The organism is Mesorhizobium erdmanii (assembly GCF_013170725.1).
Taxonomy (GTDB): Bacteria; Pseudomonadota; Alphaproteobacteria; order Rhizobiales; family Rhizobiaceae; genus Mesorhizobium; species Mesorhizobium erdmanii.
The window spans coordinates 6,164,304-6,176,902 of record NZ_CP033361.1 but is presented as its reverse complement, the minus strand read 5'-3'; the positions used below and the strand labels follow the sequence as shown (position 1 = coordinate 6,176,902).

Here is a 12,599-nt window from a genome sequence, read left to right as displayed (position 1 = left end):
GGCGAAGCGTGCGACACCCGGGGGGCGCGGGCCTGCCAAGGAACTCTTTTCTACGGCGGCCTGCCGCTACCCGCAGCGCGCGAGGAAAGAATTGCGGGCTCTCACCAAACATCACTTTCGATCGTGATGTCCGAAAGGGTCAAATGCTGTTTCTAGATTTTGACCATCTCGAAACTAGATGCCGAAGGAGCTTTGGTGTCCAAAAATCTAAGGAGTATGATTTGCATCATCTGCTTGTTGCGGCCCCTCTCTGGAGCGATCGGGTAGGATTGCTCTGTTTGGAACGAGAGGAACGAACCGATGTCGAGCGCACGGCGCTGATTTACCATCTGCGCGCGCTTTTGCTGGAGCATTGTCATGGCGTAGGGGCGGCGCAAACTGGGGGCGATGGGCTTCCAGTCTTCGCCGACGAGGACGATCCCCGGCTGCCAGCGCGCAGCGGGTGCTGATCGAGGACTTGTGCACCGAGTGGTGCAGCCTTGATGAGCGGATTGCGGCCCTCGATGCGGAATTCGTGCATATCGCAGGCCAGGACGAAGCGGCTCGTCGCCTTTCGACTATCCCTGGTATCGGCGTCATCAACGCCACCGCACTGACGGCGTCGGCGACGCACGGAGCTTCGGGCGCGGTCGTGCCGGGGTCCATCTGGAATCCAAATCGACATGCCCCTGACGGCCGCAGTAGGAGCGATGGCATTTACCATCGGGGCAACGGGGATCACAGGCCGCGTCCCGAGCCGTGGCTGACCGGCGCCATTTCAATTTCCTGGCTACCCTGGGAATGAGTTCGCGAACTGCGGAGACGGCCAGAGAACGCTCATCTTTCGATTACGTGCTCCGGCAACTCTCGCGATAGATCGGCCTCCGGTAGACTGAGAGCAGGAAAATGGTCTGCCCATCTCGGTCCTAGATGGTCGCGATATGGATTCTGTGCTTACCAACCCGGGCGCGCCCATACATTCTGAAATCCTAATCCGAACAATGACGGAATTGTAAAGATATGTCGTGTTTGAACATCGATGAGAAAAAGCAACCGCTCATTGCCGTCTCGACGGATGTCCGCCAACTCTACAACTATCTTTGGCATGCGGCACCTCAGCAGTATCTGGAGGCGGCGGTCGCCGCTGCCGGCGTATTTCCGGTGCTGGTCCCTTCTTTCGGCGATCGGCTTGACTTCGAACAGCTCCTCGACGCTGTCGACGGTGTGATGATCACGGGCTCCGGGTCCAACGTCCATCCCTCGCTCTATGGCGGTGACGCGAGTGAAGCCAATGGCCCTTATGACCCTGCGCGTGATTCAACCACGCTCCCTTTGATCCGCAAGGCAATCGACCATGCGGTTCCGCTGCTTGCCATCTGCCGCGGTATTCAGGAACTGAACGTCGCACTCGGCGGCACGCTCGCGACCGAAATCCAGGATCGTCCCGGCTCGCCTGACCATAGGGCGCCGCAGAGCGATAGCCGGGACGAGCAGTTCGCCATCCGCCAAACTGTGACCGTTAAGCCGGGTAGCTGCCTCGCGGGCGTAATCGGCGCAGGCGATATCAAGGTGAATTCCCTCCATCGCCAGGCGGTCGATCGGCTGGGCACGGGGCTCCAGGTCGAAGTGGTTGCGGAAGACGGAACCGTGGAAGCAGTCTCGGTGCGGACTACAGGTGCCTTCGCAGTCGGCGTCCAGTGGCATCCCGAATATTGGGTGAAGTCTGACGAAGCGTCCATGCGCATTTTCCGCGCGTTCGGAGATGCGGTTCGAGCGCACGCGGCGGGCAGGATCGGCAACCAACAACCACAATCCGATTGAAATCGTGGCCAGACGATCATAGACCGCCGGCCCGGATCCTCTGCCATAGCACTCGAGCGCGATAGCGACTTCCTCACTGTGAACAGGGGCCTCGAAAGCCTGCGGCCGGATGCCAGGTTCCTCGATTCTCCATGGTCTTGTGAGAAATTCGGCAGTTCAAATCACCGCTTGATCGCACCGCAGCGGCAGGGTGCGACGCGGCTCCGCCCGGCGTCACTGACGCGCGAACTTTTAGCAGCCATGATCGCAAGACGTTGCGCAGTGGAGCGGACAACACCTTCCTCGCTCAGTTGGTGTCGGGCCCGTTGGCATCCTGCACGGTGGACTCGGCCACCGTTCACGATGATTGCCCATCCTCGGTGTAGGGGATGAGCGTTTGCTGGTGAAAATCTCGCCTTTGACGAGCTGCTGCTTGACTGCCGTCGCCGAAGTCCTTTCCGGCATGTGCGTCGCACTTGCGATCCGCCGCACGATGCGAACAATCTCCCCCCACTCATACTAGGCACCCATGCGGAGACCGCTCCTCGATAACGCGTTGGCGCAGCATGGGCGAGGAGCGGATTGCAGCCCTGCTGCAGGAAAGCCTGGAGGTCGCCGCGTCATCGTTGACACCACCGTGCAGCCGAAGAACGTCTGTTTCCGACCGACGCCAAACTCTTTCATCGCGCCCGTGAGCGGCTCGTTCGCCTGGCCAGGAAGGCGGGCTCGACCTGCGCCAGTCCTATGTGCGGGTCGGCAGGCGGGCGGTGATTATATATCAGCGCTACGCCCGTGCCAAACAATTCAAGCGGGCCAACAAAGCCTGCGCAGGCTCTGGGCGCACCATCCGGGACATCTCCCCCAGATCACTGCGGCGCGACAATGAAGCTGCGAGCGTTGCGTCAATCAAGGGATCTACCGCATATTTGGTGCAGGGACAGCGTTCCTTTGGTTGTCTCGTCTGTTTCTACGATCTATAGCGGCTGCCAGCAGCCTGTTTCTCAGCAGCGGATACCCAGAGCGCCCATACATCTGGCGCGTGATGGTCTTGAGACGGTTGATTAGTCCCTCGACGGGACTGGTGCTCCAGGGCTGGGTGATGCGGCCCCAAAAAAGGCGCAATGTCACGGCTCCCCGCCCGCTGCAAGCCAGCGCTCGACCGTCCTCACGCTCATGCCGTCCGGGGCGCGATCTGTCGCGGCGACATGCCGGTTGTCCGCAAATGGACTTCAGCATAGAGTTCACTGCGCTGGTTACGGCCGACCGGCGCAGGCCATCAAGCTTCGGGGAATTCCGCTGATGGTTCCGGATTGGCGTCGTCATCACCACCCATCTCGGCCATCATCGCCTTTCCGGCGGCACCGACCGCTTGGGATGGCGGCCTAGGGTCAGACGCAACGCTTCGCCCAGATTCTGGAGAAGATGCCAGCGGTCGGCGGCCCTGCATTGCATCGGGAGCACCCCAACGGGCGCCGTCAGCATAAACGCCGACACAGATCAGCCACCCGGCGCATGTAGTGGCTGTGGACGCGACGTTGTTCGGCAGCCGCAGGAGGGACAGCTGTGGGAGAAATTTGGACAATCGAAAGCTCGGGCGAGACCAGCGAACGGAAGGCATGGAGCAGGGGCGAATCACCGGCGTCGACTGCGATTCCGACTGTATGGACTCATTCGCACCGCTCGTGAATCCCGGCCCTGCGCCAAATATGCGGAAGATCCCAGAATTGTCGCGCCACAGATCACCGACGAGGCGGCGCTCGAGGCCAGCTTCCGTTGGCCACTCTACCAAGCCTCGACCATTCTACCAATTTTTGTGGCTGTTGAGCGCTGCGCTTCACATCCGACCTAAGCAGCTTACGGCTTAGGACCGCATTGTTCACGGTCGACTAACTATCCTCATCTCATCATCGACCCGCGTCTTTCTGGTGCTCAAAGCACCAATGTTGGGAATGATCACCCTGTACTTTTGGGCACCTGCGCTGGCGCGGAGAGGTGAGAGGCCGCTATTTGTTCCTGTTCGGTCGGAAATGGAGTGATCGACCAATCGATCAAGTCGACTGCATGCTGAAGTATCGCCTCGGTTCGAGCAAGGTCGGGTGAAACGGCGAAGACATAGCCCATAGAGTCCCGGTAATCGCCTTTCCTGACAATCGGCGTCTTGGGCTTAGCATGCAATTTGACCTCGGCGACACCTGATACGGCAGCCGCCCGGCTGTCGCCATCGATCCAATCGAGGATGCCATCGCGATCAGGAAGCAGGGACCGCCAGGCCGCAATGTGCGAATGCGTTTTGCGCAAATTCCATTCCTCCCCGACGACAAGCTTGATATGCTCGGTGACAAGATCGACACCGTAAGCCAGCTGAATGTGTTGAGGGCCGCCACCGAGACGCGGATTGACTTCAATGACGACTGGGCCACGCTTCGTCCACCGGAGTTCAATGCACGTTGGCCCCCAGCCAAGGCCAAGAACTCGCAAAGAGCTCAGCGAAACGTCGGCCATACAACTATGCTCGTCATCAGTCAGTGGGGCCGGAAAGATGCCCTGACGAAAGAGGAAAAGCGGTGGGCGGTCGAATTCAGAAGCCTCAATCCCAAAGACCTCATTTCCCATTATATGAGCGATATAGTGGGGACCTTGTGCGAATTCTTCAACCAGTATCCTCGGCGAAGATCGCCATATGTGCTTCCCGCCCAACAGATAGGTCGTATGTTCGGCTACCTCATCAAGATTGCGGCACAATCGGACACCGCTGCTGCCGCTGCCTACGGTCGGCTTAAGAACCACCGGCAGGCCGATTTCCGCGGCAGCGCTTTTTACCTCCATCGCATCCGCTGCCAAGCGATAAGCAGGCATTGGAATGCCGGCATCCGCGAGGAGTTGACGTTGATCGAATTTGTCGCAGCACCGTTCAATCGATGCTGGGTTCGGTCCTGGTAACTCGAAATGACGGCAGAGCTTGCCAACTATCGCATAGACTGACTCGTCGGTGCCCGCAAAGCCTGTGATGCCAGCAATATCATAGGTCTCACGCAGTCGGGAACATTCGCGGATCAGCGCATCGAGATCATCTGTATCGACCCGGATTGCCTCACTCCTTTCCGCCGCAAGATAGTCGTACTGAGTTGGATCAGCCGACAGGGTAATTGGATAGAGGCCAAGACGTCGGGCCGCTTGGATGTATAGCGGGCCATTGTTCCTTGTGCCTTCAACCATGATGAGTGCTCTTCTTGCCATTTGCGTTGATACCTCCGTTCGTGCTGTGCGGCGGTCTGAGCCCAGGCAGGCATCAGCATTTTATCCGCACCTGAGCTCAGATTTCACGGTGAAGGTACCATTGGCAGCGATCTGCGGTTGCAAAGATTCTGTGAAGTTAATTTGAAGGATCTTTCGCGATGCCCAAGAGCACCGTGAGCAGAATCTCGTGATGCCGCTAGATCACAAATCCAGGTGCACGAGCTATTCGACGTTGCCGGTGTGATCGAGAAAAGTTGCGCTCATGGCCGGTCCTCCGAGTCGCGGTCGAGAGAATCCCGCATGGTTACCAGCACGCTAAGGCGTCGTCCGGCGGTTGATGAGTCGATTGTGATGTCGCTTCGTCCCGTGTTCGACAAACGCTCGCGGCGGCGCTTGGGCCATTGGTATCGCCCCCAGCACCATTGGACGGGCGCTGTGCCAGGTGCGTAGCGGCGAGGCGTTCGATCCCGGGTGCGTGCGCCGGCCGGAGGCCGGCGGCAAGCTGAAGAGCGAGACGGACCCGAGCCTGATTGACGACCTACGGGCCCTCATCGAGTGAGGTTTGTGGGGCTGGGATTCCGTTTTGTCGGAGCTGCGACTAGCATCATAGTGTGATCGATGAATCGGCCATTCGTCAGCGATATGAGATGGGGGACCCCCAGTCGCCGCTACTTTGGACCTGCAAGAGCTTGAGCAAGCTGGCCCCGCGCGCTGTGCGACATAGGCCATCAGATCGGTCGCACGCTGGTGGGCGAATAGGCCAACCGCAAGACGCGCGAGGGGGCGAACCATCCCGATCGCGACGCCCAGTTCCACTGCATCAACGACCAGGTAGAGGCGGCGCTGGCCGCCGATGAACCCGCGATCTCGGTCGATACCAAGAAGAAGGAACTGGTCGGCGATTTCAAGAATGCTAGCCGTGAATGGCATTCCCAAGGGTCGCCGCCGCAGGTGCGGGTGCACGACTTTATCATCCCGCAGTTGGGACGCGCGGTGCCTACGGCGTCTACGATATCGCCGACAATACAGGCTCGGTGAGTATCGGCATCGATCACGACACCGCGTCGTTCGGGATCAACCCTATCGGCAACTGGTGTACGCAGATGGGCCGCGAGCGTTATCCGGATGCCACGCGCTTGATGATCGCCGCCGACGGTTGCGGCAGCAATGGTTCTCGGGTGCGGTTGTGGAAACTGGCGCTCCAGAGGCTCGCCGACGAGCTGCGCATGCCGATCACCGTCTGTCACCTGTCGCCCGGCACCAGCAAGTGGAACCGCATCGAGCATCGTCTATTCGCGTTCATCACCGCCAACTGGCGCAGCAAGCCGCCGATCAATCACCACCGACGCGGGATTGAAGGTCGCAGTCAACTCGATCCCAACACCTATCCAGCCGGCGTCAAAGTCTCTGACGCCGAACTGCACGCGGTCAATCTCGTCCGCCACGCCTTCCATGGCGATTGGAACCACACCATCCAACCCAGCGCCCCGCTTCCAACCAGTTATTCGCGGACGACACCTAACAGTTGTGATTCCGCCCTGGTGTCCAAGCGTGATGATTGCCGGACGTGGCCGAGTGAGACAAGACGTTTAGGCCTTGCCGGCTCCATCTCGGTGCCAGATGGCGATATACACAAACTGAATTTGACGCAAACTGCCCCACGAACAACAATCGGCTAAACGATGGCGCTCAGTAGCCACAGAATAATAAAACATGGGAACGTCTGATGTTCGGCGCGAAATCTATCTGCAGAACGAGCACCAGCGTGGCATGGATACCTCAACCAAAATCCCGATCTCGACTATCGGGTGCACCACACAGTGAGGTTCGTCATCGAGAAGCTGGCTTTGTTCGATATCGATCACATCGAACGGGCATCGCTGAACCGATATCATCGCCGGACCCATGTGAAGGCGGAGCCGGGCCCACGATCGATGCACGCGTGCAGCTGTGCCGGTCACGCGGCCATGCTGTGTGTCGCGAAAAGCCACTGCCGATCCTCGTGGGATCTATTTGGCAGGTAGGCGCGGATAAACCGCGTTTAACCAAGAAAAGGGGAACGGAAAATGATAATATCTCGACGCGACGTTTTTAAGATGAGCATGGCAGCTGGAGCCGCATTGTCGGTTCCATCGATCTTGCGTGCACAAGCCGCGCCGGTTGATGCGGGAACGGTCCGCATGGTGATGAGTGGCGACCTCAGCGCCTTCGATCCGATCTTCACAACGGCTGGCATAACCTTCAACCATTCCTTGGCGGTTTATGACACACTGTTCTCACTCGACTCCAAGCTGATGTCACAGCCGCAAATGGTCGGGAAATGGGGTCTTTCGGACGACAAAAAGACCTATACTTTCGAGCTCCGCGATGGTCTGAGCTGGCACGAAGGCACCCCCGTTACAGCGGCGGACTGTGTGGCCTCAATCCGTCGTTGGGCTCAAGCTGATGAAGGCGGAAAGCTGATCATGGAGCGGACTAAGGATGTCTCCAAGAAGGATGACAGGACCTTCACCATCGCGCTCAAGGAACCGTTGGGTCTGCTGATCGATCTGCTCTCTGGCTGGACATACTACCCTGCAGTGATGCGCGAGAAGGACGCCAACCGCCCCGCCACCGAACAGGTAACCTCGAACATAGGATCTGGACCGTTTAAGTTCAATCATGCTCTTGCCAAGCCCGGCGCGAGCTTCACCTATGATCGCAACGAAAAATACGTACCGCGCAGCGAGCCAAGCAACGGATTCGCCGGCGGGAAGATCGTCAAGATCGATCGGGTCGTCTGGAACAATATAGGTGACCAGCAGACGGCTTTGGCCGCGTTGCAGGCCGGTGAAGTTGATTTCCTCGAAGCTCCGCCTGCGGATCTTTACTCGGTGATCGAGGGTGATCCCGACCTAGCGCTTCAAGTTCTCAACAGCGGTGGCGTCGTACAGTGCCTGCGCATGAATTGTCTTCAGAAGCCATTCGACAACGCTAAGGCGCGCCAGGCGATGCTCTACCTGATCGATCAGGAGGCATTCTTACGGGTAACGTCACCCGACCCAAAGTACGGCAAAGTCGTTACTTCCATATTCGGGAACGACATGCCGTACTCCAATGACGAAAATACTGGATGGTTCAAGAAGGGGGCCGACCCGGAAAAGGCGAAGCAACTCTTCCAGGAGGCCGGATATTCTGGCGAGAAAGTGGTCATCCTCCAACCCACGAACATAGCGACCTTCAGCAATGCCTCTCAGCTTCTTGCGGCCGAGCTGCGCAAGATTGGGATCAACGCCGAGCTTGCGGCTGGCGACTGGGGCGCGGTTGGCGCCCGCCGTAAGAACAAAGGTCCCGTTGATAGTGGCGGATGGAGCATATTCATTACCGACGATGCAAATGCTGCCCTCAGCAACCCGATAAGCCAAGTCTTCCTTACCGCGAATGGCGAGGAGGGCTGGTACGGTTGGCCAAAGAGTGATGAATATGAAGCCCTTCGCGCGAAATGGGCAGACGTGGAAACGCTCGAAGAGCGCAAGGCATTGGCACGCAAAATGCAAAGCGTTTGGTGGGATTTCGCCGGTGACGTTCTGTTGGGCCAAATTGTCTCCCCAATCGCGCGCCGCAAGACGCTGACGGGTCTCATTGAGGCGCCGCAAGGCGTTGTCCCGATGTGGAACATGCAGAAGGGCTGAGGATATTGTGGGCACCTACATCCTCCGCAGGATGGTGTCGACCATCGCCGTCATGGCGGTGGTCGGGGTCTTCGTCTTCCTGCTTCTCAGGCTCGCGCCGGGCGACCCTGCCGCCATCATTGCGGGCAAGTCGGCCACGGCGGAGATGATCGCCGGCATCCGAAACAAATTCGGCCTGAACGATCCGATGCCTGTCCAGTTCGTACGTTGGGTGTGGGACTTGCTCGGCGGCGATCTTGGCACGTCGATCTTTGCCGGACGGCCAGTTCTCGAGCTCATCTCGCAGCGACTGGAACCGACCCTTTCCCTCTCGATCCTGACGATGATCTTTGCAGTGACTGTTGGGGTTTCCTTCGGCATCGTTGCCGCATGGCGAACGGGGGCTTTCGCCGATCGTCTCTTGAGCGTGTTCGCGGCACTTGGTTATTCCGTCCCGGTGTTTGTCATTGGCTATTTCCTCATCTACGTCTTTGCTATCAGGACCCATTGGCTGCCGGTCCAGGGATATGCGCCGATCAACAACGGCATTGGGCTGTGGTTTGTGCACCTGATAATGCCCACCCTGGCATTAGGTCTTGGCTACATCGCTTTCATCGCCCGCATCGCTCGGGCGAGCATGCTCGAAGTTTTGTCGGAAGACTATATGCGGACGGCCGCCGCCAAGGGCGTTTCGTCCTATGCAATGCTTTTCCATCATGCCTTGAAGAATGCGGGCGTCCCGATCCTCACCGTGATCGGCTTAAGTTTCGCAGGTCTAATCTCTGGCGTCGTCATCACGGAGACGGTGTTCAATATACCGGGTGTCGGTCGTTTGGTGGTCGATGCGATCAACAACCGCGACTATCCCATCATTCAAGGCGTGCTTATCCTGGTTTCGGGTCTGTACGTGCTTATCAATCTCGCGGTCGACCTTTCCTACACCCTAGTCGACCCCCGCATCCGGTACTGAAATGACGCTCTTCTCTGCACCAATTCAAACAGTCCCGACGGACCGCCTGCGAATATCGGACGTTCCATGGCTGGCAAGGCGGCATCCACTCGTCCTTGCAGGCGGTGGCTTGTTGGCGCTCCTGATCATTCTGGCGCTCGCCGCCCCACTTTACGCCGGGGATCCTGTGAACATAGATACCTTCAAGCGACTTCAACCACCCTCCGCCGAGATGTGGTTCGGAAGCGATAATCTGGGCCGTGACGTGTTTGCCCGAACGACGTTCGGCGCTCAGATCTCCCTCATGGTTGGATTAACGTCGGCGGCGGCCGCGGCTTTAGGTGGTGTCCTGATCGGTGTCATCGCAGGCTACATCCGCAGCTTTGATAACATTGTCATGCGGATTATGGATGGCCTGATGTCGATCCCGACGATTCTATTGGCCCTCGCCCTTATATCACTGACAGGCCCTGGGATCGGGATACTTATCGTTGCCATCACGATCCCCCAGATGCCAAGCGTCACACGGCTGGTTCGTTCGGTGGTCCTCAGTGTTCGGGAGCGCCCTTATGTGGAGGCTGCGGTCTGCGGAGGCGCCCGTCTGCCGAGGGTGCTGTGGCGGCATATCTTGCCTAGTACGCTTGCGCCTCTCATGGTCCAGAGTGCCAATGTCTGCGCAGATGCGATTCTGACAGAGGCCGGGCTGAGCTTCCTTGGCGTCGGCGTTCCGCCGGAGATCCCCAGCTGGGGCAATATGATCTCAAGCTCTCGGCTCTATCTTTCCATCGCTCCATTGACGGTTTTCGCCCCCGGCATCTGCCTTGCTGTTACTGTATTGGCTGTCAACCTTCTTGGGGACGGCCTGCGAGACCTGTTTGACCCGCGCGCCAAGCGGAGGCGCTAACATGCATGAAACCACACGGAGCGGCGTCCTTCTCGACGTCCGAAATCTGGAAACGCGTTTTTACGGCGAAGACAGCGTCACCCGTGCCTTAGCCGGCATCAGCTTCCAGGTTAATAAGGGCGAGACGCTTGGGGTCGTTGGCGAATCCGGATGCGGAAAGAGTGTCACCGCTCTCTCGATCCTTCGCCTGCTGCCGAGGCTGATCGCAAGGACTGTCGGCGGCGAGGTTCGCTTCCACGGACGCGACCTCCTCGAGTTGTCCGATCGGGAGATGCGAAAGATCCGCGGCGGCCAAATCGCCATGATTTTCCAGGAGCCGATGACGAGCCTGAATCCCGTCTATACGGTCGGCCACCAGATCGCCGAAGCGGTGCAGATCCACACGAAAGCGTCCCGCTCCGTTGCCATGGCGAAGGCCGAGGAGATGCTTCGTCTCGTCCGCATCGCGGACCCCGAGCGCCGCGTCAACAACTATCCGCATGAAATGTCGGGCGGTATGCGCCAGCGCGCCATGATCGCCATGGCTCTTGCCTGCTCACCGGAACTGTTGATCGCCGATGAGCCAACCACCGCGCTTGACGTCACCATCCAGGCACAGATCTTGCGGCTCATCGTCGATCTGAAAGAGCGCACGGAAACGGCCGTGATGTTCATCACGCATGACCTGGGGGTTGTAGCCGAGACATGCCAACGCGTGATCGTGATGTATGCCGGCCGGATCGTCGAGGAGGCCAACGTGATCGATCTGTTTGCGCGTCCGGCGCACCCCTACACCCAAGGCCTCATGCGATCGGTGCCGGATCCGCGGCGCGGCCGTCAGCGCCGCCTTCCAGAAATTCCCGGGATCGTGCCAAACCTGCGCGAGCCCATTGTCGGATGCAGTTTTGCTCCTCGCTGCCCGTTCGCGATCGACATTTGCCGCGATAAAGCGCCCGCCCTGCGGGATGTCGGGTCGCGCCACGCTGCGGCTTGCTGGCGTGCAGAAGAGGTCGTTGGCGCATGAGCGGTCCTCTGCTGAAAGTCGAGAATCTGACCAAGTACTATCCGCTCGGTGCGGGAATCTTGAAGAAGAGGATTCCGGTGGTGCGGGCGGTGGAGGATGTATCCTTCTATGTCGAGGCGGCCGAGACACTCTGCATCGTCGGCGAATCCGGCTGCGGCAAGTCCACCGTCGCGCGGCTCTTGATGCGGCTCATAGAGCCGACGAGTGGGCGCGTGCTGATCGACGGAACCGATATCGCAGGTCTCAAGAAACACGAGCTTCGTGCTTGGCGCCGGAGAATGCAGATGGTCTTTCAGGACCCTTATTCGTCGCTGAACCCACGCCTCACAGCTGGACAAATCATTACTGAGCCTGTCGAGAACTTTGAGCGGCTCAGCCGGAAGCAGCGTCACGCGCTGGCCGCGGATCTTCTCCAGAAAGTCGGATTGGCCCCCGAGATCATGCAAAGGCTCCCGACCGAGCTGTCGGGTGGCCAGCGGCAGAGGCTATCCATCGCGCGGGCGCTGTCGCTCAACCCCTCTCTCATCATCCTTGACGAGGCGGTGTCAGCCCTTGATGTCTCCGTGCAGGCGCAGATCTTGAACCTGCTCATGGATCTGCAACAGCAGATGGGAATCGCCTTCATCTTCATCTCGCATGACCTCGGAGTTGTAGAGCATATCGGGCGTCGAGTGGCAGTCATGTATTTAGGGCGGATCGTGGAGCTTGCGCCCTGCGAGGCGCTCTTCGCCAAGCCGGTCCACCCCTATACCGAGGCGCTGATCGCAGCAGCTCCGGTGCCGGATCCGACGCGAGCTCGGCTGGACGTGCCCGTTGAGGGCGAGGTGCCAAGTCCGATCAACCCGCCGAGCGGTTGCGCGTTCCACCCGCGCTGCCCGCTCGCGGTCGAGCGGTGCCGCATGGAAATGCCGCCTTTGGTGCTCATGGCAGATGGGCGCGTCGTGGCCTGTCATGTGCGTGCTCCGGCGACATACATCTCGGGCCAGCCGGTTGAAGCGGGCGATCAGTCGCTCGGTCCTATGACTCTGTCATAGTCATATACTCTTCCCCCGGTTGCATGTCGCGAGCACACGGCTA

At 59.2% G+C, this 12,599-nt stretch carries 8 protein-coding genes and 2 pseudogenes; 9 read left to right on the top strand and 1 reads right to left on the bottom strand.

From position 1 onward, the window contains the following. The first annotated feature begins 442 nt into the window (after positions 1–442). The 3 genes and pseudogenes from EB233_RS32385 to EB233_RS29675 form a co-directional block, all read left to right on the top strand. Entirely contained in the window at positions 443–784 is a 342-nt protein-coding gene (locus EB233_RS32385; RefSeq protein WP_155765409.1) for a hypothetical protein, read from the top strand. A gap of 224 nt (positions 785–1,008) precedes the next feature. Next, positions 1,009–1,800, top strand: a complete 792-nt coding sequence (locus EB233_RS29680; protein ID WP_425487724.1) for a gamma-glutamyl-gamma-aminobutyrate hydrolase family protein — start codon at positions 1,009–1,011, stop codon at positions 1,798–1,800. A 515-nt stretch (positions 1,801–2,315) separates the two neighbouring features. Then, positions 2,316–2,732, top strand: a pseudogene (locus EB233_RS29675) (IS5/IS1182 family transposase); the annotation flags it as partial. Between the two features lie 1,000 nt (positions 2,733–3,732). On the opposite strand, the gene EB233_RS29670 reads toward EB233_RS29675, so the two are convergent. After that, on the bottom strand, positions 3,733–5,016 hold the full coding sequence (locus EB233_RS29670) for an ATP-grasp domain-containing protein (RefSeq protein WP_171892273.1): 1,284 nt from the start codon (positions 5,014–5,016) through the stop codon (positions 3,733–3,735). Positions 5,017–5,416: 400 nt separating this feature from the next. Here EB233_RS29670 and EB233_RS31985 point away from each other — a divergent pair. The 6 genes and pseudogenes from EB233_RS31985 to EB233_RS29635 all read left to right on the top strand — a co-directional run. Next, positions 5,417–6,497, top strand: a pseudogene (locus tag EB233_RS31985) (ISAzo13 family transposase); the annotation flags it as partial. Between the two features lie 585 nt (positions 6,498–7,082). Next, positions 7,083–8,687: an ABC transporter substrate-binding protein gene (locus EB233_RS29655; protein ID WP_064987252.1), complete on the top strand. Its 1,605-nt coding sequence runs from the start codon at positions 7,083–7,085 to the stop codon at positions 8,685–8,687. 7 nt (positions 8,688–8,694) lie between these two features. After that, on the top strand, positions 8,695–9,636 hold the full coding sequence (locus tag EB233_RS29650) for an ABC transporter permease (RefSeq protein WP_155765415.1): 942 nt from the start codon (positions 8,695–8,697) through the stop codon (positions 9,634–9,636). A 1-nt stretch (position 9,637) separates the two neighbouring features. Further along, complete coding sequence (locus tag EB233_RS29645; protein ID WP_064987250.1) at positions 9,638–10,519, top strand: ABC transporter permease; 882 nt, start codon at positions 9,638–9,640, stop codon at positions 10,517–10,519. 1 nt (position 10,520) lies between these two features. Beyond that, the gene (locus EB233_RS29640) at positions 10,521–11,522 is read left to right on the top strand and encodes an ABC transporter ATP-binding protein (RefSeq protein WP_064987249.1); all 1,002 of its coding nucleotides are present in this window, start codon (positions 10,521–10,523) and stop codon (positions 11,520–11,522) included. Next, complete coding sequence (locus EB233_RS29635; protein WP_064987248.1) at positions 11,519–12,556, top strand: ABC transporter ATP-binding protein; 1,038 nt, start codon at positions 11,519–11,521, stop codon at positions 12,554–12,556. Before EB233_RS29640 ends, EB233_RS29635 begins: the two co-directional genes overlap by 4 nt. Positions 12,557–12,599: the final 43 nt, after the last annotated feature.

Bases quoted from the DNA above. Each gene is read 5' to 3' on its own strand.
- EB233_RS29670 (WP_171892273.1), bottom strand. From the start codon at position 5,016: ATGGCAAGAAGAGCACTCATCATGGTTGAAGGCACAAGGAACAATGGC.
- EB233_RS29655 (WP_064987252.1), top strand. From the start codon at position 7,083: ATGATAATATCTCGACGCGACGTTTTTAAGATGAGCATGGCAGCTGGA.
- EB233_RS29645 (WP_064987250.1), top strand. From the start codon at position 9,638: ATGACGCTCTTCTCTGCACCAATTCAAACAGTCCCGACGGACCGCCTG.
- EB233_RS29640 (WP_064987249.1), top strand. From the start codon at position 10,521: ATGCATGAAACCACACGGAGCGGCGTCCTTCTCGACGTCCGAAATCTG.
- EB233_RS29635 (WP_064987248.1), top strand. From the start codon at position 11,519: ATGAGCGGTCCTCTGCTGAAAGTCGAGAATCTGACCAAGTACTATCCG.